Source organism: Janibacter alkaliphilus (genome assembly GCF_013408565.1).
Taxonomy (GTDB): domain Bacteria; phylum Actinomycetota; class Actinomycetes; order Actinomycetales; family Dermatophilaceae; genus Janibacter; species Janibacter alkaliphilus.
In genome coordinates this window covers 300,356-322,810 of sequence record NZ_JACBZX010000001.1, presented here as the reverse complement: position 1 = coordinate 322,810, position 22,455 = coordinate 300,356, and the positions used below count along the sequence as shown (strand labels likewise).

21 protein-coding genes and 2 pseudogenes are annotated in these 22,455 nt (G+C 70.0%); 13 read left to right on the top strand and 10 right to left on the bottom strand.

Going from position 1 to position 22,455, the window contains the following annotated elements; translation table 11 throughout:
• Positions 1 to 110: 110 nt before the first annotated feature.
• Positions 111 to 590 (top strand): DUF305 domain-containing protein, encoded by a 480-nt coding sequence (locus BJY28_RS01500; RefSeq protein WP_246313322.1) that lies wholly within the window; start codon positions 111 to 113, stop codon positions 588 to 590.
• Positions 591 to 660: 70 nt separating this feature from the next.
• On the opposite strand, the gene BJY28_RS01495 is transcribed toward BJY28_RS01500, so the two are convergent.
• Positions 661 to 1,068 (bottom strand): four-helix bundle copper-binding protein, encoded by a 408-nt coding sequence (locus BJY28_RS01495; protein ID WP_084453131.1) that lies wholly within the window; start codon positions 1,066 to 1,068, stop codon positions 661 to 663.
• A gap of 264 nt (positions 1,069 to 1,332) precedes the next feature.
• Between BJY28_RS01495 and BJY28_RS01490 the strand changes: the two genes are divergently transcribed.
• From BJY28_RS01490 to BJY28_RS01450, 9 genes are all read left to right on the top strand, one after another.
• Positions 1,333 to 1,923 (top strand): YdhK family protein, encoded by a 591-nt coding sequence (locus BJY28_RS01490; RefSeq protein WP_179461439.1) that lies wholly within the window; start codon positions 1,333 to 1,335, stop codon positions 1,921 to 1,923.
• A gap of 214 nt (positions 1,924 to 2,137) precedes the next feature.
• Entirely contained in the window at positions 2,138 to 2,479 is a 342-nt protein-coding gene (locus BJY28_RS01485) for an NADH-quinone oxidoreductase subunit A (protein ID WP_200811261.1), read from the top strand.
• On the top strand, positions 2,470 to 3,723 hold the full coding sequence (locus tag BJY28_RS15955) for a hypothetical protein (protein ID WP_246313321.1): 1,254 nt from the start codon (positions 2,470 to 2,472) through the stop codon (positions 3,721 to 3,723). The genes BJY28_RS01485 and BJY28_RS15955 overlap by 10 nt, the downstream gene beginning before the upstream one ends.
• Positions 3,716 to 4,651, top strand: a complete 936-nt coding sequence (locus BJY28_RS01475) for a complex I subunit 1 family protein (RefSeq protein WP_179461438.1) — start codon at positions 3,716 to 3,718, stop codon at positions 4,649 to 4,651. Before BJY28_RS15955 ends, BJY28_RS01475 begins: the two co-directional genes overlap by 8 nt.
• Before the next feature lie 3 nt (positions 4,652 to 4,654).
• Entirely contained in the window at positions 4,655 to 5,218 is a 564-nt protein-coding gene (locus BJY28_RS01470) for an NADH-quinone oxidoreductase subunit J (RefSeq protein ID WP_084453108.1), read from the top strand.
• A complete protein-coding gene (locus BJY28_RS01465) occupies positions 5,215 to 5,517 on the top strand; it encodes an NADH-quinone oxidoreductase subunit NuoK (RefSeq protein ID WP_084453106.1) in 303 nt (100 codons plus the stop codon). The genes BJY28_RS01470 and BJY28_RS01465 overlap by 4 nt, the downstream gene beginning before the upstream one ends.
• Positions 5,514 to 7,424, top strand: a complete 1,911-nt coding sequence (locus BJY28_RS01460) for a proton-conducting transporter transmembrane domain-containing protein (RefSeq protein WP_179461437.1) — start codon at positions 5,514 to 5,516, stop codon at positions 7,422 to 7,424. Before BJY28_RS01465 ends, BJY28_RS01460 begins: the two co-directional genes overlap by 4 nt.
• A gap of 2 nt (positions 7,425 to 7,426) precedes the next feature.
• Positions 7,427 to 8,917 carry a complex I subunit 4 family protein gene (locus tag BJY28_RS01455; RefSeq protein ID WP_179461436.1) on the top strand — a complete coding sequence of 497 codons (1,491 nt, stop codon included), beginning with the start codon at positions 7,427 to 7,429 and terminating at the stop codon, positions 8,915 to 8,917.
• A gap of 3 nt (positions 8,918 to 8,920) precedes the next feature.
• Positions 8,921 to 10,351 carry an NADH-quinone oxidoreductase subunit N gene (locus tag BJY28_RS01450; RefSeq protein ID WP_179461435.1) on the top strand — a complete coding sequence of 477 codons (1,431 nt, stop codon included), beginning with the start codon at positions 8,921 to 8,923 and terminating at the stop codon, positions 10,349 to 10,351.
• A gap of 381 nt (positions 10,352 to 10,732) precedes the next feature.
• Here the strand turns inward: BJY28_RS01450 and BJY28_RS01445 are convergent.
• From BJY28_RS01445 to BJY28_RS01430, 5 genes and pseudogenes are all read right to left on the bottom strand, one after another.
• Positions 10,733 to 11,949 (bottom strand): IS3 family transposase gene (locus BJY28_RS01445; RefSeq protein WP_179461434.1). Its coding sequence is split into 2 segments (ribosomal slippage): positions 10,733 to 11,662 and positions 11,665 to 11,949, totalling 1,215 coding nucleotides; the frame shifts between segments, so codons are not numbered across the junction.
• Positions 11,950 to 12,016: 67 nt separating this feature from the next.
• Positions 12,017 to 12,148, bottom strand: a pseudogene (locus tag BJY28_RS15950) (IS481 family transposase); the annotation flags it as partial.
• A 131-nt stretch (positions 12,149 to 12,279) separates the two neighbouring features.
• Positions 12,280 to 13,245: pseudogene (locus BJY28_RS01440) on the bottom strand (IS481 family transposase); the annotation flags it as partial.
• 146 nt (positions 13,246 to 13,391) lie between these two features.
• Positions 13,392 to 14,605 (bottom strand): IS3 family transposase gene (locus BJY28_RS01435; RefSeq protein ID WP_179461433.1). Its coding sequence is split into 2 segments (ribosomal slippage): positions 13,392 to 14,344 and positions 14,344 to 14,605, totalling 1,215 coding nucleotides; the frame shifts between segments, so codons are not numbered across the junction.
• A gap of 101 nt (positions 14,606 to 14,706) precedes the next feature.
• Entirely contained in the window at positions 14,707 to 15,723 is a 1,017-nt protein-coding gene (locus tag BJY28_RS01430) for an SGNH/GDSL hydrolase family protein (RefSeq protein WP_179461432.1), read from the bottom strand.
• A 151-nt stretch (positions 15,724 to 15,874) separates the two neighbouring features.
• Here BJY28_RS01430 and BJY28_RS01425 point away from each other — a divergent pair, with 151 nt between their 5' ends.
• Both BJY28_RS01425 and BJY28_RS01420 read left to right on the top strand, forming a co-directional pair.
• A complete protein-coding gene (locus BJY28_RS01425) occupies positions 15,875 to 17,887 on the top strand; it encodes an NADPH-dependent 2,4-dienoyl-CoA reductase (RefSeq protein ID WP_179461431.1) in 2,013 nt (670 codons plus the stop codon).
• An 11-nt stretch (positions 17,888 to 17,898) separates the two neighbouring features.
• Positions 17,899 to 18,402, top strand: coding sequence for a DnaJ family domain-containing protein (locus BJY28_RS01420; RefSeq protein ID WP_179461430.1), 504 nt, complete (start codon positions 17,899 to 17,901; stop codon positions 18,400 to 18,402).
• Positions 18,403 to 18,433: 31 nt separating this feature from the next.
• Here BJY28_RS01420 and BJY28_RS01415 read toward each other — a convergent pair whose 3' ends face one another.
• Both BJY28_RS01415 and msrA read right to left on the bottom strand, forming a co-directional pair.
• Positions 18,434 to 18,805 carry a VOC family protein gene (locus BJY28_RS01415; protein WP_179461429.1) on the bottom strand — a complete coding sequence of 124 codons (372 nt, stop codon included), beginning with the start codon at positions 18,803 to 18,805 and terminating at the stop codon, positions 18,434 to 18,436.
• A 102-nt stretch (positions 18,806 to 18,907) separates the two neighbouring features.
• Positions 18,908 to 19,600 (bottom strand): peptide-methionine (S)-S-oxide reductase MsrA, encoded by a 693-nt coding sequence (gene msrA, locus BJY28_RS01410; RefSeq protein WP_179461428.1) that lies wholly within the window; start codon positions 19,598 to 19,600, stop codon positions 18,908 to 18,910.
• A 113-nt stretch (positions 19,601 to 19,713) separates the two neighbouring features.
• Here msrA and BJY28_RS01405 point away from each other — a divergent pair, with 113 nt between their 5' ends.
• Positions 19,714 to 20,850, top strand: coding sequence for a WXG100 family type VII secretion target (locus tag BJY28_RS01405; RefSeq protein WP_179461427.1), 1,137 nt, complete (start codon positions 19,714 to 19,716; stop codon positions 20,848 to 20,850).
• 112 nt (positions 20,851 to 20,962) lie between these two features.
• Here the strand turns inward: BJY28_RS01405 and greA are convergent, their stop codons facing one another.
• Together greA and BJY28_RS01395 are read right to left on the bottom strand one after the other, a co-directional pair.
• Positions 20,963 to 21,457, bottom strand: a complete 495-nt coding sequence (greA, locus tag BJY28_RS01400; RefSeq protein ID WP_179461426.1) for a transcription elongation factor GreA — start codon at positions 21,455 to 21,457, stop codon at positions 20,963 to 20,965.
• Between the two features lie 471 nt (positions 21,458 to 21,928).
• Positions 21,929 to 22,390, bottom strand: coding sequence for a DUF4307 domain-containing protein (locus BJY28_RS01395; protein WP_179461425.1), 462 nt, complete (start codon positions 22,388 to 22,390; stop codon positions 21,929 to 21,931).
• Positions 22,391 to 22,455: the final 65 nt, after the last annotated feature.

Here is a 22,455-nt window from a genome sequence, read left to right as displayed (position 1 = left end):
GACGGCGCGCTGCCCTCGTGGTCGCGACAACCCTCACCGCAGGCGCCTTGGCTGCCTGCTCCAGCGGCTCAGACGGATCCATGTCCGGGATGGACCATGACAAGACACCGATGAGCGCCAGCGATACCTCTACGACGGCGGACGGTCGGCAAGGCGACATCATGTTCGCCCAGATGATGATCCCCCACCACGAGCAAGCGATCACGATGGCCGACCTCGCTCTCGATCCGTCCGCCAAGGCATCAGGGCAGGTCCGTGACTTCGCCAAGGACATCAAGGACGCCCAAGACCTGGAGATCCAGACGATGGAAGGTTGGCTCGAGGACTGGGACGCCCCCACCGCAAACTCCTCCGGCATGGACCACGGGTCCGGAATGATGACGCAGGAGGAGATGGCCAAACTCGAGTCCGCCACTGGCGCCGAGTTCGACAAGCAGTGGCTCACCCTCATGATCAAGCACCATCAGGGCGCTGTGACCATGGCAGAGCAAGTTCTCACCACGACTGAGGACGATGCAGTCGAGAGGATGGCCAAGGCCATCGTCAAGGCCCAGAAGGCCGAGATCAAGGCCATGCAGCGCGAACTCTGAGCGCGACAGCCATCGCACGTCCGGCTGAACGGACGAGCGATGGCCGCGCGAGCTGCACTCGGGTAAACGGTTAGGTGAGCGAACTGATCAGCTCGCGGCAGGCCCGCTCACAACGCCGGCACGCCTCGGCGCAGATGCGGCAGTGCTCATGCATCGAGGCATGCTGCTCGCAGCTGTCGCCGCACGACGTGCATGCTGTTGCACAGGCCTCGAGGAGGGCCCGCGTCACGTTGGCGTCGTAACCGGTGTGGCGCGAGAGCGCCGATCCGGTCGTGGTGCAGATGTCCGCGCAGTCGAGGTTGGCGCGGATGCACTGGGTGAGATCAGCCACCTTGTCCTCGCTCAGACAGGCGTCGGCACAGGCTGTGCAGGTCTGGGCGCACTCGAAGCAGGCTTGGATGCACTCGGTCAGCTTGGCCCTGTCGATGCCACCCAAGTCCTTGGGGTAGGTATCGAGCATCTGTTCCACGGTGTGCATGTATTGCTCCTTCATCCGATGGTGCGGCGCGCACGATGGTCGGTGCGGCGCGCAGACGAGTTCGTGGTACCCGGGCGAGGTATGCCGAAACACGCTCGGCATTGCCCAAGAGCGGATCGTCGCTGGGATGCCGGCGTTGCCACTGCTGGTCAGCATGGCGCCCTCTCTCTGGACAGACTGACGCTAGGGGCTTCCCGGTTCGCCCTGCACAGGCGATACCGCCTAGGGGTATAGCGTGGGAGGACACGAAAGAAGGGAGATGGCATGACAACGGCCAATCGGCGGGTTCGCGTGGCGGCGACTGCCGCGGCGGCAGTCGCGCTGCTTGCAGGCTGCGGAGGAACAGCTGAGGAGGATGCGACGCAGTCGTCGGTGACGTCTGACTCGTCTGCGTCCGGCAGTGAGACCAGCGAAGCAATGGGCAGCCACAAGCCTGATGGCGGGCCTCCTCCGGAGGGCATTGAAGAGGCGAGCTCGCCGACGTATCCCATCGGCACGAAGGTGACTCTGACCGCGGATCACATGCCGGGGATGAACGGAGCCGAGGCGACCATCTCGGGCGCCTTCGATACGACGGCCTACTCCGTCAGCTATACGCCCATGGATGGCGGTGAGCGGGTCACCGATCACAAGTGGGTCGTTCACGAGGAGCTCGAGAACCCCGGCGAGGCGCCGCTCGCAGAGGGCACCGAGGTCGTCTTGAACGCCGACCACATGGCCGGCATGGCCGGCGCCGAGGCGACGATCGAGAGCTCGACCGACGAGACGGTGTACATGGTCGACCTCACGATGGACGGCATGAAGATGACCAACCACAAATGGATCGTCGAGAGCGAGATCCAACCAGCCGAGTGACCTCGACGCGGGGTGCCGCGCAACTGTGCGGCACCCCCGCGCCAGGGCCGTCTGGATGCCTGTGGTCGCTCAAGGACAACCCAGCTGATGGCTGTGGTCACTCCGCTGAGGTGGTGCTGAGTGCGCAGGTCGTGGCAGAGGACGCCTTGTAGGGTCGATCCATCTGCTGCCTCACGAGAGTTCGTTGTCTAAAGGTCGAGAAGGGCGGATCGCGGTGTACGGGATCGTGGCCATGGCGCTGGTGGCTGTATTCGCTGTGGTGTCCCTCTATGCGCTCCACCGGGCTGTGAGTGTGTTGGCCGATCCGCTGACTGCGCTTCCTGCTCAGTCGGGGTGGGTTCCGCAGGAGCATGCTCTGTCTCGGTTCCATGCACGCTGGTATCCCGCCTCGATCGTCTTTCTCGCCTTCGACGTCGAGATGCTGTTCATGTACCCGTGGGCAGTAATCGTGGCCGAGGAAGGGATCTCTGCGGTCGTGGAGATGTTCCTGTTCCTGGGAGCACTGCTCATCGCCGTGACGTGGGCATGGCGGGAGGGGGTCTTCCGATGGGTCTGACCCGGATGCTCGCCCATCTGGCGATCCGCACCGCCCGTGTCCTGATCGTCGAGGCACCGGGTCAGTGGCTCACGCGCGCGGAGCTCGAGCAGCAGATGCTGCGTCGAGGCTGGCGTGCCGCATGGACGCCGGCAGAGGCTGACGTGCTGGTCGTGTGCGGTGTGCCAGGCCCCGAGCTAGGCGAACTCGTGGAGCGCCTGTGGGAGCAGATGCCCGGCCCACGGGTGCGCGCCGACGTCCCCTCGCCCACAGCTGTGGGCGGCGCCCTCGATGCCGCCGCATCGCTCCTGCTCGACACCCCGTATCACCGGATGGACGCCCAAGCACGGGCGCGAGAGCCTCAGATTCCGGACGACCACGGCCAGATGGACCCTGAGGGTCACGGCCACCATCAGGATATGGGCCACGAGGGCATGGACCACGGCGGGCACGAAGGCATGGACCACGGCGGGCACGAAGGCATGGACCACGGCGGGCACGAAGGCATGGACCACGGAGACCACGAAGGCATGGACCACGGAGACCACGAAGGCATGGACCACGGAGACCACGAAGGCATGGATATGGCCCCGGCTGGGATCGCGCTGGCCCAAGGCGGTCAGGACCGGGACGGTCTGGAGATGGATGTCCTGCATCTCCCACTTGGTCCTGTCCTTCCGTTCTGGCCGGCCGGTCTGGTGCTGCTCTGCTCGCTGCAGGGTGACGTCGTGGTCGATGCCGAGGCGTCCATCGTCGATGCTTCGGGCCAGACTTCCGGCGGGAGCGAGCCTGAGGCGCATCCTGCGTCAGCCACTGCGCTGCGGTGCGACGGCGTGATGGCACTGTTGGCGATCGCTGGGGCCGGGCACGCGACCACATGTGCTCGCCATGCCCGGGACGCACTGTTGCGTGGTGATCAGCCCGCCGCCCGAGAGGCCATCGAGGCGCTGCACCGCACGGTGCGGAAGTCGTGGCTCCTGCGCTGGTCCCTACGTGGTGTACTGCCGCTCGATCAGTCCGATCTGGCACGTCACGACCTGCCGAAGGGCTGCCGAGGAGACGCCCACGACCGTCTTTCGTCCATGGTGGAGGGGCTTCGGGCCGAGATCGGCGGCGCGGGTCTGGCGCCGGCCGTGACCGACGCAGTGCCGTGGGAGGCTGTGCCGCAGCTGGTGGTCGGGTTGGAGCTGGCCACCGCGCGACTGGCCGTGGCCAGTTTGGGTCTGGAACCGTTCGCTGCCACCCAGGGGGTGGGGCATGCCTGAAGGTGTGCTGGTGACCATTCCTGTGGGGTGGGCCGTGCTGGCCGGCATCCTCCTGTGCGCTCTGGCTTACTTCGCGGTGGCGCTGGATGCGGTGCTGTCGGCCCGCGAGCACGGCCTTGGCGGCGGGTGGGCCGCGCCACTGAGCCGCACTGCCCGGCTGCTGCGGCAGCGGCGACGCACCACCGTGGCCGCGGACACCCTGCTGTGGCGGATCGGTGGCGCCGGGATGTTCGTCGCCGCGTTCTTGATGGTCGCAGTGATCCCGATGGGCCGGTGGGTGCTGGCCGATCCCGATGTCGGCATTGTGTGGTTCAACGTCGTCGACGTCATGGTCTGGGCGTTGGTGTGGCTGACGGGATGGGGCGCGAACTCCACCCACAGCCTGGTGGGGGGCTACCGCTTTCTCGCCCACGGACTTGCCTACGAACTGCCGCTGATGTTCGCCCTGGTGGCTCCGGCGATCGCCGCCGGCAGCCTCGGCGTCGGGGACGTGGTGGCCGCGCAGGACGGCCTGTGGTTCGTGGTGTGGATGCCGGTGGCGTTTGTCATCTACCTGGTGGGCGTGACCGGGTTCTCCGTGTGGGGACCGTTCGCCCCCGCGCTGGCGCCAGACATCGCCGGTGGGGTGCTGGCCGAGCTCTCGGCTGTGGACCGCCTGGTCTTCCAGGCCGGGCGCTACCTGTTCCTGGCCGCCGGAGCAGCCTTCTCCGTGCCGCTGTTCCTGGGCGGTGGCGCCGGGCCGGTGATGCCTGGCTGGGCATGGATGCTCGCCAAGACCGTGGTTGTGCTGGCCGTGCTGGTGTGGCTGCGCCGAAAGATTCCGCTGGTGCGCCCGGACCGGTTCATGGAGATCGGGTGGATGGTGCTGCTCCCGGCGGCCGTGCTCCAGGACCTCCTCGTGTCCCTCATCGTCATCCGGGGAGGCTGAACCGTGCTGACCGGAGTCGCGTTCTGGACGCTGGCCGTAGCGGCTGTGGCCTCGGGCGTCGCCGTGTTCGTGGTGGACTCCATGGCTCGAGCCACGTACGCACTGGCCCTCTCGTTCATCGCCGTGGGCATACAGATCCTCCTGCTGCAACAGGGCTACCTCGGGCTGATCACGATCCTGATGATGGTGATGGAGATGGCTGTGATGGCCATCTACATGGTGATGTTCATGGGCATGAATCCGGCGCTGATGCCCATGGACATGACCCACGGAAAGAAGACGGCGATCGGCGCATCGGTCGGGGCCTTCGTGCTGCTGGCCGGTGGTGCCCTGCTCATCCCTTGGCCGCAGCGCCGCGGCGCCGCCCCCGACGACCTGACTCGCGCCCTCGGTCTGGAGATCATGGGCGAGAAGATGCTGGTCATGGCCGTGCTGGGGCCGGTCATGGTCGCAACGATCGTGGCCGGGGTGGTCCTGGCTGCCCACCGCACCCGCTATGACCGGTTCGGCGATGATCTGCAGCGTCGCCCGGCCGAGGGCCCACAACGGGGAAATGCGGGCCGATGACCCTCGAAGCCGTGCTCGTGGTGGCTGCCGCACTGTTCGCGGTAGGTCTTTATGGTGCCCTGTCCCAGCAGGTCGTCGTGATGGTGATGATGGGGCTTGAGCTGATGATCAACGGAGTGCTCCTGGCTGCCGCAGGATTCTGGTTCTTCCTCGCCCCGGACCCTTCCGGGCAGGTCCTGCTGCTGGTGGTGCTGGCCGCGATGACGGTGGAAATGGCCATGGGCTTCGCCGTGGCCACGCTGCTGCATCGCCGGCAGCAGACGGACATGACCGACATGGCCCAGGAACTGTCCCGATGACCGGCGCCCAGACCGCACTCGTGGCCATGGTGGTGCTCCCAGCCACCGTTGGCGGTGCACTCGCCCTTCTGCGCCCGCACCGCGCCGCGGCACCGATTGCTCTGGTGACCTCAGGGCTCGCGACTGCCCTGGCGCTCGGCACTGCGCTGACTCGCCCGGCCGTGTCGTACCCCTTCATCGTGGGCGCTGACTTCGCGCTGGACGTCGACGCTCTCGCCGCGCTGATCGTGCCGATGATCACCACAGTCACCTTCTTCGTCCTCGTCTTCTCGGCCGGGAACATTCGAGAGTCCCAGGGTCGCTTCCACGGGCTGATGCTCATCTTCTCGGCGGCCGCCCTGGTCACTGCGACCGCCGCCAGCATCCCGGCACTGCTGTTCGCCTGGGAGGTGATGGGCGCGACTTCCTACGCCCTGATCGGCTTCTGGTGGCGAGATGTTGACCGCGTCTCAGCAGGCCTCACTGCGTTCGTCACGACCCGCACGGCCGACCTGGGCCTCTACGTCGCTGCGGGCGCTGCCTTGGCCGGAGGGACGGGGATGGCCTTGGCCGACCTCCCGGCCGCGCAGGGATCGTGGCGCCACGTCGCCGCCGCCGGGATCGTGGTGGCGGCATTGGGCAAGGCAGCGCAGCTGCCCTTTTCCTTCTGGCTCTCCGGAGCGATGAAAGGACCCAGCCCAGTCAGCGCGCTGCTGCACTCCGCAGCGATGGTCGCGATGGGCGGATACCTGCTGTTGCGCGTGGAGCCCCTGCTGGCCTCGACCGCCTGGGCCGGGCCGCTCACTGCGTGGGTCGGCGTGTCCACGGCGGTGCTCATGGGGATCGTGGCGTTGGCGCAGCGGGAGCTCAAGCAGCTGTTGGCCGCCTCCACGGCCGCCCAGCTGGGCTTCGTGGTGCTCGCCGCCGGCGTGGGCACAGTCAGCGGCGGCGCCGCCCACCTGGTGGCGCACGCCTGGGTCAAAGCTCTGCTGTTCCTGGCCGCGGGTGCGTGGCTGACGGCACTGGGCACCGAGGAGTTCACGAAACTACGGGGTGTCGCCCGTCGGTGGCCGGTCGTGGGTGTGGCCGCGAGCGTGGCGGCGTTGGCCTTGGCCGGGGTCGCGCCGCTGTCCTTGTGGGCGACCAAGGAGGCCGTGCTCACCGCTGCGCTCGAGACATCCCCGTGGCTCTACGCCGCAGGGTTACTGGCCGCGGCATTGTCGGCCGCCTATGCCGGCAAGGCACTGTGGGCGATCTGGCGGCGCGACTCTCACGCGGGAGTCCGGGTTGACGGCGCCAATGAGGTGAGCGCCTGGGAGCAGGCGCCGCTGGTCATGCTCGCCCTTGGTGCGGCCGTCCTGGGTGTGCTCGCTCTGCCTCCGATCGGTGGCCTGCTCGCCGACGCAGTGGGCGGTCACGGTGAGGTCCCAACTGTCGAACTGGCCGTCTCTGCCGTGATCGCGGTGGTCGTGGTGCTGCTGATGCTGCGGCTGCGTGCCCCTGCGCCGAGATGGGCGCTCGGGTGGTTGGGGCTGGAAGCGGCTGCGCAGGGAGTCGTCGTGCGTCCGTCCTTGACCTTGGCACGCACTCTGGCGCGGTTCGACGACCACGTCCTGGACAGGGCCGTGAATGCTCTGGCTGGGACGGCCCTTGTGCTGGCGCGGGTCGCCGCGCGCGTCGATGACCTCGTGGTGGACAGGGTTGTAAATGCCCTGGCTGGGGCAGCCCTTGTGCTGGCGCGGGTCGCCGCGCGTGTCGATGACGTCGTGGTGGACCGGGCCGTTGCATCCGTCGCCGGACGGGTCCGCCGCCTCGGACACTTGGCACGGGCCCCGCAGACAGGGGCCATCCACCAGTACTTCCTTCAGACCGTCGCCGTCCTCGCCGCAGGCGCCGTGGTCTGGTCCGTCTACTCCGTGATGGGTTGAGCATGCTGAGTCTGATCGTCTTCCTTCCCTTGGTCGTCGCCGCGGTCGTGGCTGCGGTTCCCACGCTCGGCGCCGCAGCCGCTCGGTGGGTGTGGGTCGCGGTAAGCGCCGTGGAACTGGTACTCGTCGGCGTGCTCTGGGCCGGCTACGAAGACCCCGGATCGAATGGGTTGGCCTTCGAGGAGCAGGTGCCGTGGATCCCGGGGGTCGGCAGTAGCTACCACGTTGGCGTGGACGGGCTGTCGTTGCCGCTGGTGGCCATGACGGCGGTCGTCTTCTTCGCCTGTGCCGTCTACGCCCTTCGCGACTGGGAACGGCCCCGCGCGCAGACGGCACTGTTCCTGTTCCTGCAGGGCGTGAGTCTCGGGGTGTTCGTGGCCGCCGACCTCATCTTGTTCTTCGTGTTCTTCGATCTGTCCATCGTGGGCATGTACTTCGTGATCGCCGGCTGGGGCCACGGGAACGCCGCCCGATCCGCGCTGAAGTTCTTCCTCTACACGTTCCTGGGATCTCTCGCCCTGCTGCTGGGATTCATCGGGCTGTACGTGGCCTCGGATCCGCACACCTTCGACATCCCCGAGCTCGTCGCGGCCGCGCCCTTGGAGGACAACCCGCTGGCCGGAGGGCTGGTGCTCGCGGCGATCCTCGTGGGTCTGGCCGTGAAGACCCCCACCGTGCCGTTCCACACCTGGCTGCCCCCAGCCCACACCGACGCACCGGCCACCGGCTCGGCCGTGCTGGCAGGCGTGCTGCTGAAGATGGGGACCTACGGCTTCGTGCGCATCGCCATGCCGATCCTGCCCGAGGCCTGGCGCGCATGGGCCTGGGCGATCGTGGTGATCGGCATCGTCTCCGTCCTGTACGGAGCGTTCGTGGCACTGGCCCAGACCAACCTCAAACGGATGATCGCCTACACCTCCGTGAACCACATGGGCTACATCGTCCTCGCCCTGGGTGCGGTCGGCCTCGTCGTCGACAACTCCGCCCAAGCCCGTTCGGTGGCAGTCACCGGCGCGGTCGTGCAGATGGTCAGCCATGGGCTGATCACCGCCGCGCTCTTCCTCCTGGCCGGGGTGATGCACACCCGCGCCGGCACCTACGACTTGGGTTCCTACGGCGGTCTGGCCAAGCCTGCACCGCGCTACGCGACGCTGTTCGCGGTGGCGGCGTTCGCCTCGCTGGGCCTGCCCGGATTGTCCGGGTTCATCGCTGAGTTCCAGATCTTTGCCGGCAGCGTCGCAGTCGCCCCGGTCACCGCGATCGCTCTGCCGGGCATCTTGGTCACCGCCGCCTTGTTCCTGCTAGCGCTGCAGCGAGTCTTCACCGGCCCCACGCAGGGCCAATCGCCCGGATTTGCAGACCTACACGGCCGGGAGCTGTGGTCGATCGGTCCATTGCTGGCCCTGTCGCTGCTCATCGGGGTGTTGCCCCAGGTGCTGCTCGGGGTGATCGAGCCGGCCTCCGCCGCCCTCGTCGACCTCGTCGGGAGATAGCGGATGGACGGCTCGATGCAGATGCAACCGGCACTGCTACTACCAGAGATCACCACCTTCATCGGTGGCCTCATCGTCCTGCTGGGCGGGTCATTCCTCCCCCGAGACCGTCAGTGGATCGCCCGCGCCGTGGCCGCCCTCGCGCTGCTGGGCGCCGCGACCGCAGCGGTCCTGGCCATGGCCGGGCCCGCTCAGACCGCGTTCTCCGGAACCTTTGCCGTGGACACCGCCACCGGCGCCGCCCGGGTGATCGCCGCACTGACCACCCTGCTGATCTTGGGCGTGGCCTCCGGGGAGATCGCTGGTTCAGCCCGCGAGTCCGACACCTACGCACTGCTGCTCTTCGCCACCACGGGGGTCATGGTCCTGGCCGGAACCACCGATCTGCTCGTGCTCATCGTCGGATTCCTCCTCGCCAGCATTCCCTTGTACGGGATCGTGGGACTCACCGGCGGGCGCACCGGGGCCGAGGCGGCCTTGAAGACCTACCTCATGGGGGCCCTCTCGGGCATCCTGCTCATGCTCGGGGTCACCGTGCTCTACGCCCTGACCGGCGCCACCGACTACGCCCGGCTCAAGGAGGAACTGCCTGGGGCGCCGGGCGCAGCCGTGGGCGCAGGCGTGTTGTGTGTGCTCGTCGGGTTGCTCTTCAAGGCCGGCGGGGTGCCCGTCCACTTCTGGGTGCCCGACGCCGCCCAAGGTGCCGGTGTCACCGCCGCGACCTTCCTGACCACCGTGCCCAAGATTGGAGCGCTGGTGGCCATCTACCGGTTCGTGGCCACGATCTCTGCCGGGAACGAGACATGGTTGATCGTCACGGCAGCCCTGGCCACGGCCTCGATGTTCCTGGGCAACCTCGCCGCCTACTGGCAGCGTGATCCCCGCCGGCTGCTGGGCTGGTCGACCGTGGCCCAGGTCGGGTTCCTCCTCGTTCCTGTGGCCGCCGCCGGCCGTAGTGACCTCGCCCTGCCCTCACTGCTGTTCTATCTCGCCGCCTACGCCCTGACCAACGTGGCCGCCTTCGCGGTCACCGCGGCCCTTCCCGAGCGCCGAGACCTGACCGCCTACCGCGGGCTGGTCCACGAACGCCCCGGGCTCGCACTCGCCCTGCTCGTCGCACTGCTCGGCCTAGTGGGCACCCCACCGACGGCCGTGTTCGTCGGCAAGCTCACCACCGCCACCGCCGCTTGGGACGGTGGACACAGCTGGCTGGCCCTGCTCGTGATGCTCAACAGCCTGCTCAGCCTCTTCTACTACCTCCGCTGGTTCGGTCCCGTCTTCGCCCGCCCCACCCAGGAATCCGCGACCCGTCGCCGCACGGGCGGGGACGCCTGGGCTGCCGCCACCGCCGGTGTCGCCGCCACCGCGAGCCTGGCCCTCGGGATCGTTGCCGGCACCCTGTGGACGGCTCTAGAGGGGCCGTTGCTGCTCTAGTGTCGCGTTCCTGAAGTGCTTGGGGGCTTAGCATCTGGAGAGCGCTCCTGATGCAGCAAGTGGCAGACAACTTGCTGTTTGTTGCTGCGGATCGGGACGTCGTACTTGTCTAAGGATGCGGCATCAAGTGCGACGTTGAACGTAGCGGTTCGGTGTGAGTGGAAGCAGTGACTGCGCTCTAGGGGGTCCCATGCTCGTGCCATGCCTCACATGCAGCTTCCACGGAGGGAGTCTCGACCCCGCACGTCTCTACCTGCACGTTGCAGAGGGGTCGTCGCCGAGCTTCGTGAGCGCGTACTCCTCCATCGCGGCCAACTTGGCCCAGACGTCATCCCGGCAGATAAAGGAAGGGACTGCTGCACGAATCGGTGACAGGTTGGGTCAGGCAGCCTGAGTGGCTGACGCGTTCATGATGGTCTCGTACTCGACAGGGGTCAATCGTCCGAGTGCGGCCTGTCTGCGGCGGCGGTGGTAGGTGCGCTCGATCCAGGTCGCGATCGCGATCCGAAGGTCTTGGCGGGTGGCCCAGGAGCGGCGGTCGAGGACGTTGCGCTGGAGCAGCGCGAAGAAGCTCTCCATGGCCGCGTTGTCGCCGGCGGCCCCGACTCGGCCCATCGATCCGACGAGATCGTGGCGGTTCAGGGCGTGCACGAATCTGCGGCTGCGGAACTGACTGCCGCGGTCACTGTGGACGATGCAGCCGGCGACATCGGCGCCCTGAGCGTGTCGTCTGGCGACGGCGGACTCGAGCGCGGTGACCGCGAGCCGCGATGTCATTCTGGAGTCGATCGAGTAGCCCACGACCCGGTTGGAGCAGGCGTCCTTGACGGCACAGAGGTAGAGCTTGCCCTCGCCGGTCCAGTGCTCGGTGATGTCGGTGAGCCACATCCTGTTCGAGGCGCCCGCAGTGAATTCGTGCCGAACCCGGCCGTCGGGATCGACGATCGCGCACCGGTCGTCGTGGACCGGTGGCCCGGTCTGTCCGGCTTTGCCGCGCCTGGGTTTGCCGAACGCGCTCCACCAGCCGTTGGTCGAGCAGATCCGCCACGCGGTCCGCTGCGCCATACTCACGCCGGCCTCGGCTGCCTCGTCGCCCAGGAACCGGTAGCCAAACTCGGGGTCGTCGCGGTGGGCGTCGAACAACGCGTTCGCTCGGTAGGCCTCCTTGAGCTCAGAGTCGGTGACCGGCGCGGCGAGCCAGCGGTAGTAGGGCTGGCGAGCGAGACTCAGCACCCGGCACGTCACCGCCACCGGCACCCGCAGCGGGGCGTCGGTGGAAGCCAGCTCGCGGACGAGCGGGTACATCATTTTCCCGGCAGGTTGGCCTGCGACAGATACGCCGCAGCACGGCGCAGGACCTCGTTCTCTTGCTCCAGCAGTCGGACCCGCTTGCGCAGCTCCCGCTCGGCCGCCGACTGCGCGGTGGTGGTCCCGGACTTGACGCCGTCCTCGACGTCGGCCCGCTTGAGCCAGTTCGTCAGACACGACTCGCTGATCCCGAAGTCGGCAGCCACCTGCTTGAGACGGACACCCGGCTCACGGTTCCTCGCGACCCGCACGACATCGTCGCGAAACTCCTTCGGATAGGGCTTGGGCACGATCCACATCCTTCCAGCGGCACCCCTCGGCACCACAGATCAGATGTCACCGATTCGTGCAGCAGTCCCACTTGCTGGCCGTGCGGGCACTGATCATGAACTGCTGCGCTGCCGCGGTGCACGTCCACCCCTGATCGACGATCAGCCGGGCCAGCTTGAGCCTCGCGCCCGGTGAGAGCGCGCCGGTAATGTGAGCCATGAAGGCCTCCTGGATGAGAGCTGGTTGTTCTGACAGCACCACTTCACAACAGGAGGCCTTCGCACGTCACCCCAGCACGCTGAGCCCTGAACAACGTCCCTGGACCTCACACCTAGGTGTACTCGGCCATCAGGTTGGTGGCAGTCGGTGGGTGGGTGTCCGCCGAGTGCGCTGTGGCGGCGTTGAGTGTTGTAGTGCTCGAGCCAGGGTGCAAGTGCTGCGGTGCGTTGGTCGTTGGTGGTGTAGGGCTGGTGGTAGGCCCACTCGGTGGCCAGGGTGCGGTTGAACCGTTCGACCTTGCCGTTCTGCCAGGGGCAGTGGGGGCGGATGAACAGGTGGCGCGCGTCGAGCGTGGCCAGGGCCTCGCGGACGTGGCGTGAGCGTCGGTAGGACCAGTGGTTGTCGGTGATGACGCGTTCGATGCGGGTGATGCCGTGCGCGGCGAAGTAGGCCGCGGCGCGCAGGATGAACCCGGCACAGGTGGGGCCTTGTTCGTCGGGCAGGGCTTCGCAGTAGGCCAGGCGGGTGTGGTCGTCGACCATGGCGTGGATGTAGTCGTAGCCGATGCGGGGCCGGCAGGTCTTGGCTGCTTCGGTCGCGGCTCTGCCGTGGACGCGCCATCCGCCGCCGTCGGGGATCTTGCCGATCTTCTTGACGTCGACGTGGACCAGCTCGCCGGGACGGTCGCGTTCGTAGCGTCGCGTGGTCTGTTTCGAGGAGCGGATGACCTGGCCGGTCATGGGGTCGCACTCGTGCAGGTAGGGCACCTGATGGCGGCGCAGGATCCGCGACACCGTCCGGGGCGCGACCCCCACCCTTGGGCCCAGGAGGTCGGGCCCCTCGCGGTACTCGTGCCGTGCCGCCAGGACACGTTGCTCGTCCTCGGCGCTGGTCTTGGTCGGGGTGGTCCGCGGCGTGGATGAGCGGGTGACCAGCCCGGCTTCGCCCTCGGCCTCGTAGCGCTCGATCCAGGTGTTCACGCACTTGCGTGAGACGCCCAGCGATGCCGCGATGTGGGCCTTGGCCCAGCCTTTCTGACGGCGTTCGACGATCAGCCGCCGACCGTAGACGGTCAGCCGCGCATTACCGTGGGACATGGAACCTCCGGGTGATGGAACGGGCCTTCGACAAGCCACACCTCACCCGGAGGTTCCACGTACGTCAACCGCCTCGTTCTGCTACCCACCTCCTGGCCGGGTACACCTAGGCAGTTTGGGGCTGCCCCCGTTTGGTGGACATCGGTTTAGGCGGCTGGTGCCGCCGTGGTGAGTCCGTGCTCGAAGGCTACGGGGCTGATGTTGCCGAGGGCGGTGTGGCGTCGTCGGCGGTTGTACACGGTCTCGATCCAGTGGGTCACGCTGTGGATCGCGGCGGCTCGGGTGGTGAACTCGTGGCGGTGGTAGTGCTCGGTCTTGAGGGTGGACCAGAAGCTCTCGTGCTGGGCGTTGTCCCAGCACACGCCGGTACGTCCGGCGCTGAGTCGCACGTCCAGGGCGCGGGCGGCGCGCTCGAGCTGGTCGGAGGTGTACTGGCAGCCGCGGTCGGCGTGCAGGATCACCCCGGCCGTGCGGCCGTCACGGAAGGTGACCGCCCGCCGCAGCGCGTCCTCGACGAGGTCGGTGTGCAGGCTGTCGCTGAAGGCGTACCCGAGCACGCGCCGGGAGCAGCCGTCCCGGACCGCGCACAGGTACAGCCAGCCCTGACCGGTGGCCAGGTAGGTGATGTCCGAGGTCCACACCCGGTTCAGCTCGCCCTGGTCGAAGCGGCGCTGGACCAGGTCCGGGATGCGGTGCGGCGCCGGGCCGGTGACCGTGGTCGCCGGCCGCCACGCGCGCGGGCTGATGCCCTCGATCCCGTTCGCGCGCATCACCTTCGCGACCGTCTTGCGGGTCACGACCTCACCCGCCGCCCGCAGCTGCGCGGTGATCCGGGGCGCGCCGTACACCCCGTCGGAGTCCTGGTGCGCGCTCACCACCTTCGCGGCCAGATCCCGCAACCGCTGCTCACGCGGCCCCGGCCCAGCCGCCTGGCGGGCGAGCCAGTCGTAGTAGCCCGACCGCGACACCCCCAGCAGCTCGCACATGTCACCGACCGTGGACCGCACACCCTCGGCGCAGGCCTTCTCCGCGTGAATCACTGCGAACGCGGCGTCTGCTCCGACGCCCCCTCCGCCACGAAGAAGGCCGCTGCTTTTTTCAGGAACTCCCGATCCATCCGCAGCTGAGCATTCTCCGCGCGCAACCGCTCCAGCTCGGCACGCTCGTCGAGATCCACCGCCTCCGGCGGCTGATCCATCCGCGCACGCTCCCTGGCCACCCACCGACCCAGCACCTGCTCACCCACACCGATCTGCGCAGCCACCGCCGAGATCGTGCGGCCCGAGTCGATCACCAGACGCGCAGCATCACGCCGGTACTGCGGGGTGTAGCTCTTCCTCTTCGCACCCATAAGGGCCATCCTTCCCTGCCCGACCCAACCAGGCCGAGCCATCAAGATGTCCGCCGAACCGGGGCAACCTCAAAGTTGGGGAAGGGGAGCGGGAGGGAGGGGGGAGGGCGTCAGGGGGAGGGGGTGTGGGCGGGGGCGTCCGTCGACTCCGAGCGGGCGCGGCGGCGCAGCATCGCCCAGCGGGTGCGCGGCGTCGACTCGCCCTCGCCGACCTCGGCCGGGCCGACCTCGGTGCCGGCCACGGCGACCGCCCGGTCGGCGGCCTCGCTGACCAGGCCGATGCCCTCGCCGCGGCTCGCCTGGGGCTCGGTGTCCCCGGTCGCGCCGTCGGGCCAGGCGTCCAGCGACGCGGCCACCGAGGGCAGCAGCGCCGAGGCCACCCGGGCGTAACCGGCCGGCGAGGGGTGGAAGCGGTCCTGGCTGAAGAGCTCCTTCGGGCTGGCCGCGAACTCCGGCCCGAGCAGGTCACCCATCGACACCGTCCGGGCTCCCGCACCGACCGCGGCCACGGTCTGCGCGGCCGCCAGGTCGCGGCTCCACCGGCGCAGCAGCTGGCTCAGCGGGAAGGGGATCGGCTCGACCGTGCCGAGGTCGGGGCAGGTGCCGACGACCACCTGGATGCCGAGGGTGCGCAGGTAGCGCACCGTCCGCTCCAGGTGCTGCACCGAGGTGGCCCGGTCGATCCGGTGGGTGACGTCGTTGCCGCCGACGAGGATCACCGCGACGTCCGGCTGGTCCACCCGCGCCAGCACCCGGCTCAGCTGGGCGCTGAGGTCGGCCGACTCGGCGCCGACGACGGCCTCGTTGGTCAGCCGCACCGAGCGGCCCATGATCGCTGCCAGGCCGGTGGCCAGGATCGCCCCGACCGTCTGGTACCGGTGGTCCGCGCCCATCCCGGCCGCGGTGGAGTCGCCGAGGACGATGAGCCCGACCGGGTCGCCGGGAGCGGCGCCGTAGGTGCCGTCGTCGTCCGGTGCGCCGTCGAAGGGGTTGCCGACGATCCGCCGGGCGATCCGCCCCTCGACCTGGATCAGGCCGTAGCCGAGACCGGCCAAGGCTGCGCCGGCCGCCGCCGAGGCGGCCGTGCCGACCGCGGCCCGGCCGGCCACCCGTGCCAGCTGGCTCATGCGTCTCCTCCCACGGCTCGGATCGTCCTCTCGCCCAACCCTGTCACACGAGCCTGGGCGTCAGCCGTGACCCGCGACCCACCGGCGGCCAGGTCACTGTCAGGCAGAATCGGCAGTGCCCCCGCAGCGCCCGGCCCGGACGGAGACCCGCATGACCGCCTATCCCCGGCTCTTCGAGCCGCTCGATCTCGGCTTCACCACGCTGGCGAACCGCACGATCATGGGCTCGATGCACACCGGCCTGGAGGATCGGGCCAGCAGCTTCGAGCGGCTGGCCGCCTTCTACGCGGAGCGGGCGAAGGGCGGTGCCGGCCTCATCGTCACGGGCGGCTTCGCTCCGAACGTCGAGGGCACCTTCTACCCCTTCGCCTCCAAGCTGACCACCCGCCGCGAGGCCCGCCGGCACGAGCAGGTCACCGAGGCGGTGCACGCCGAGGGCGGCAAGATCGCCCTGCAGATCCTGCACGCGGGGCGCTACGCCTACCACCCGTGGTCGGTCTCAGCGTCGGCCCGCAAGTCGCCGATCACCCCGTTCGGCCCGCGGGAGCTGTCCGAGCGGGGGGTGCGGCGGCAGGTGCGCGGCTTCGCCCGTGCAGCCGAGCTGGCCCGCGGTGCCGGCTACGACGGGGTCGAGGTGATGGGCTCCGAGGGGTACCTCATCAACCAGTTCCTCGCCCCCCGAACCAACCAGCGGCGCGACGGCTGGGGCGGCACCCCGGCGAACCGGCGCCGGCTGGCGACCGAGATCGTCCGGGCGGTGCGGGCCGCGGTCGGCGAGGACTTCATCGTCGTCTACCGGCTCTCGGTGCTCGATCTCGTCGAGGACGGCCAGACCTGGGAGGAGATCCTCGCCCTGGGCACCGAGATCGAGGCGGCCGGCGCGACGATCATCTCCACCGGCATCGGCTGGCACGAGGCGCGGGTGCCGACCATCGTCACCTCGGTGCCCCGGGGCGCCTTCACCGAGGTCGCCGGCCGGCTGCGACCGCACGTCGGGGTCCCGGTGGTCACCTCGAACCGGATCAACATGCCCGACCAGGCCGAGCGGGCGCTCGCTGACGGCGAGGCCGACCTGGTGCAGATGGCCCGGCCCTGGCTCGCCGACCCGCACTGGGCGCGCAAGGCGCAGGCCGACGAGGCGCAGCAGATCAACACGTGCATCGCGTGCAACCAGGCCTGCCTGGACCACACCTTCCAGCGCCGCACCACCAGCTGCCTGGTCAACCCCCGCGCCGCGCACGAGACGCTGCTCGTGCTCGGCCCCACCGCCACCCGCAAGCGGGTCGCGGTCGTCGGCGGCGGCCCGGCCGGCCTGGCCGCGGCCGTCTCGGCGGCGGAGCGCGGCCACGAGGTCGAGCTCTTCGAGGCCGGCGAGGACATCGGCGGCCAGTTCGCCCTGGCCATGCGCATCCCCGGCAAGGAGGAGTTCGCCGAGACCATCCGCTACTACCGGGGCGAGCTGGAGCGTCGCGGGGTGACCCTGCACCTGGGCCGCCGCGCCGAGGTGGCCGACCTCACCGCCTTCGACGAGGTGGTGCTCGCCACCGGCGTCGAGCCCCGCGTGCCGCAGATCGAGGGCATCGACCACCCGATGGTCGTCACCTACCCGGAGGCCGTGCTCGGCACCCGGGAGATCGGTCGCCGGGTGGCGGTGATCGGGGCAGGCGGCATCGGCGTCGACGTCACCGAGCTGCTGACCACTGACGAGTCACCCGCCCTGGACGTCAAGCTGTGGCAGGACGAGTGGGGCGTCGACCCCACCTCGGCCGAGCGCGGCGGCCTGACCCAGGCCCACCCCGAGCAGCCCGCCCGGGAGGTCTACCTCGTCCAGCGCAAGACCACCAAGATCGGCGCCGGTCTCGGCAAGACCTCTGGCTGGGTGCACCGCGCCGCGATCACGGCGAAGGGGGTCCGCCAGATCACCGGCGCCACCTACGAGAAGATCGACGACGACGGCCTGCACCTCACCGTGGACGGCCGGCCGCAGCTGCTGGAGGTGGACAGCGTCGTCGTCTGCACCGGCCAGGAGTCGGTGCGCGACCTGCTCGAGCCGCTGCAGCAGGCGGGCGTGCAGGTGCACGTCATCGGCGGCGCGGACGTGGCCGCGGAGCTGGACGCCAAGCGCGCGATCAAGCAGGGCACCGAGCTGGCCGCGGCGATCTGAGGGAGCGTCGGGTGCGTCCGCAGGAGACCTGGGTGGAGCGGCAGATCCGTGAGGCCGCCGAGCGGGGCGAGTTCGACGACCTGCCGGGTGCCGGTCGGCCGCTGCGCGAGGTGGACACCAGCGACCCGGACTGGTGGATCCGTCGCAAGATGGCCGACGAGGGGCTGGACGCCGGCGACGCGCTGCCCCCTGCGCTGCAGCTGCGCCGGGAGGCCGCCGGCTACCCCGCCTCGCTCGTCGGTATCCGGGTCGAGGACGACGTGCGCGAGATCCTGCGCGACTACAACGCCCGGGTGCTGCGCGAGCGGCGCCGCCCCGTGGCCGGTCCGGCCTCCCCGGTGCTCGCGCCCACGGTGGACGTCGAGGAGATGGTGGTCGGCTGGCGGGCGCTGCGGGAGAAGGTCGCCGCGCACGAGAGCGTGAGCGGGCCTGCCGGAGCTGCCGACCCTGGCCCCACCGCCGCGTCGCGGCGCTCGTGGTGGTCGCGGTGGCGTGCCCGGCGCTCGTCGCGCTGATCCCCTCGGCCGGCCAGCCCCAGAACGCCGCTCAGGCCTCGGGCGCCTCGGTGATGCCCTCGTAGAGCCCGACGACGTTGCCGTCGAGATCGGTGAAGATGGCCCACCAGCTGGTCTCGCTGATCGGGCTCTTCTCCATGACGACGGTGCCGCCCTGGGAGGTCACCTTCGCCAGGGTGTCGTCGATGGAGTCGACCTCGACGTACGAGCGCGGCTGGGTGAAGCCCTCGCCGCGCGGGGCCAGGCCACCGCCGCTGATCTGGTTCGGGGCCTGCCACATCGGGTAGCCCTCGAAGCCGGGGATCTCGTTGATCTGCCAGCCGAAGAGCCCGGCGTAGAACTCGCGGGCACGTCCGGCGTCGGAGACCGGGATGTCGATGTGGGTGATGTCGCCGTGGGCCATGGCTCGCTCCTGCCGCGGGTGGGGTGGGAGTCGCGACGCTACTCAGCCGCACCGACGACCGACAGGTGCGGACGAACCGCCCGCCCCCACCCGTGGCGAGGCTCAGCGCGGCGGCTCGACGTCCGTCTGTGCGGGCAGGTTCGCCACACCGACGGGGCAGGTCAGCCCGTTCGGCCCGTGGTTGCAGTAGCCGGCCGGGTTGGCGTCGAGGTACTGCTGGTGGAAGGGCTCGGCGTAGTAGAAGGGGCCGACCTCGCTCGCCGGTCGCATCTCCGTGGTGATCTGGCCGTGGCCCCCCTTCGCCAGCTCCTCGCCGAAGGCGGCCGCGGTCGCCTCCAGTGCTGCCTGCTGCCCCGGCGTCGTCCAGTAGACCGCCGAGCGGTACTGGGTGCCGACGTCGTTGCCCTGCCGGTTGGCGGTGGTCGGGTCGTGGTTCTCCCAGAAGGCCTTGAGCAGCAGCTCGGGGCGGGTCTGCTCGGGGTCGTAGGCGACCAGGACCGACTCGGTGTGCCCGGTGAGCCCGGTGCACGTCTCCTCGTAGGTCGGGTTCTCGGTGAAGCCGCCCATGTATCCGGCGGCCGTGGTCACCACCCCGGGCATCCGCCAGAAGATCCGCTCGGCGCCCCAGAAGCAGCCCATCGCCACGTAGAGCACCTCGGTGCCCTCGGGCCAGGGTCCCTCCAGCGGGGTACCGAGCACGCGGTGGGTGGTGGGGACGTCGACGAGGCGCTCGGGACGGCCACGCAGCGCCGTCTCGGCGGTCGGCATCGGGGGGTGGGAGCGCAGTCCGAACATACCTCGATTGAAGCACTCCCACCTGACAGCCGGCTGTGCAGGGGAGCGCTCCCCATTGTTGGCCGCAGCGGCCTCTCCGTACCCTGAGAGCACCCACGAGGAAGGGAGGGTGCATGCCTCAGCGCGTCACGCACGGCGCGGACGTCGATCAGCTCGACGAGATCGCCGTCAGCCTGCGTCGGCAGAGCGAGCGCATGCACGACGTCGGCGGCCGCGGCTCTGCCCTGCTGGAGAAGCTGCGGGCGCTGTGGGACGGCCCCGACTTCGAGGAGTTCAGCAAGGAGTGGCGGGCGGCGCACCGGCAGATCGACGACGCCGAGGACTCGCTGCGCACCTACAGCCGCAAGCTCAACCACGAGGCGGACAGCCAGCGCGGCTCGTCCGGTGGTCCCTCCGCCGGCGGCGCCCACGGCGGGGGCGGCGCGCTCCGCCACGGCGGCGACGGCTCCGGGCTCAGCCTGCAGCCCACCGGCGGGGCCGGTCCGGCGAGCTCTGCGCAGGGCGAGGGCGGGGTGCTGCGCCCGACGGCGGAGGGGACGACGGCCAGCCCCGAGGGCGTGGCCTTCCAGCGGGTGCCGGTGGAGACCGGCTTCCAGCCGTCGGACGCGCTGTGGACCCAGCCCGGGATCGGCGGCGGGGAGCTGCTCACCGAGGCGCTGCCGACCGCAGAGCCGCATGCCGAGGGCGGCGAGCTCACCACCGGCGGGCTGCCGACCGCGGAGCCCTACGCCGAGGGCGGCGAGCTGGCCTTCGCGCAGGTGCCGCCCGCCGAAGGGGGCGAGGGCGCGGCCTTCGAGCGGGTCGAGGCGGCCCCTGGCGCGGATGCGGCGGGTGCCGGTGGCGAGGGTGCCGCCTTCGAGCAGGTCGAGGCGGGGGCCGGGACGGACGCACGCAGTGGCGAAGGTGCCGCCTTCGAGCAGGTCGAGGCGGGGGCCGGGACGGACGCCAGCAGTGGTGAGGGCGCGGCCTTCGAGCAGGTCGAGCTGGCCGCCGCAGCGGATGCCGGCAGCGGCGACGCGCCCGCGGCTCAGATGCTGCCCACCGATCCGGGCTCTTCGGCAGCAGACGCCGCTGGTGCGGCTGAGGCGCAGGCTGCACCCGCCACCGACCCGGGGCCCGGCGCCGGGGAGAGCACCCAGACGTCGGTCGTCGTCCCGCACGACCTGGTCTCCGGGGCGAGCAGCCTCGGCGGGGACGTCGGGGGCTGGCTCGGGCTGGACCGCTTCGACGTCAGCGGCGGCGGCGCCTGACCGCACCGCCGCAGCACCCGCACGCCGAAGGGGGCCCGCACCGACCGGTGCGGGCCCCCGTCGGCAGGCGTGCGGTCCGCAGACCTCGGGCCTGATCAGCCCTCGTGCTGGCTCAGACCTCGTAGGGCTTGGCCGAGACGATCTTCGCCTCGATGGTCTTGCCGTTGGGGGCCTCGTAGCTGACGGTCTCGCCGACCCGCTTGCCGTTGATGGCCGCGCCCAGCGGGGACTGCTCGGAGTAGACGTCGATGTCGTCGCTGCCGTCGGCGATCTCGCGGGAGCCGAGCAGGAAGGTCTCCTCGTCGCCGAACATCTCGACGGTCACGACCATCCCGGGCTCGGCGATGCCGTCGTCCGCCGGGGCCTCGCCGACCGTGGCGTTCTCCAGGATCTGCTTCAGCTGGCGGATGCGGGCCTCCATCTTGCCCTGCTCCTCCTTGGCCGCGTGGTACCCGCCGTTCTCCTTGAGGTCGCCCTCCTCCCGGGCGGCCTCGATCCGCTTGGCGATCTCGACCCGGCCCGGTCCGGAGAGCTCGGTCAGCTCCTGCTGCAGGCGGTCGTAGGCATCCTGGGTCAGGTACGACCCGGCCGGCGCGGTCTGGCTCACTGGAACTCCTCGGGGTAGCGCCGCGACCCGGACCGATGTCCGGTGTCGCGGGTGGTGCGGACGTGCACGACGGGCGATCAGCGCCCCCATGCACAAGGGGTCTGGACCAAGCGGCCCAGACCCTCGATCACGTGCGAAGCGCCCAGTTTAACGGACCGGAGCGCCGGACGCAGGTCCGAAGGCGGGAAGGTGGGCGGCGAAGGAGGGCGAAGGGGGCACCCGACCCCGCTCCGGCCACTCGGCGGACGCGCCCTTCGCCGGTCTCGGTGGAGGTATCAGGCTCGGGTGGAGGTATCTGGACGCGCTGGGGCGCGTGGGTTCACCTCCACCGGGCTGGTGCCTCCCTTCGGTGGAGGTATCCGGACGCGCCGGGGCGCGTGGGTTCACCTCCACCCGGGCGTATCACCTCCACCGAGGCGCAACGCCTGACGCCGCGCTCGCTGTCGGGTGCCGCTCACGACAGGTGGGCGATCAGCCGGTGAGGCGGCACTCCGGCTCGTCGACGTTGCTGCCCGGGGTGGTCGTGCGCACGACGGCGCTCGTCCGGGTGGGGGAGGGGCCGGCCGGGATGGTCACGTCGCGACGGCCGACGCTGGCGTGCTGGCCGTCGACGACCTCCAGGGTGCAGCTGACCGCCTCGCCCTCGGGCCGGGTCACCTCGAAGGTCACCGACGTCTCGCGCTCCCCGGGCTCATAGGTGATGACCTCGGCGGTCACGCTGCCCTGGGTCGCGGACAGGCCGAACCACACCATGACTGCCACCACCGCCGTGAGGAGCACCCCACCGACGATCCACCAGCGGCGGTCGGTGCTCCGGCGGGCCGGACGTGCCCGGTCGAGGGCGGCCTCCTCGGCCTCCGCGTCCCACGGCTCCTGGTCCGACGGCTCCTGGTCCGGCGGCTCGGCCGCGGAGGACCCCGGCTGGCTGGTCATGCACGCCCCTGGTCGTCGGGCTCGGTGCAGGCGCTGTCCGCCCGCGGTGAGAGGATGAGATCCAT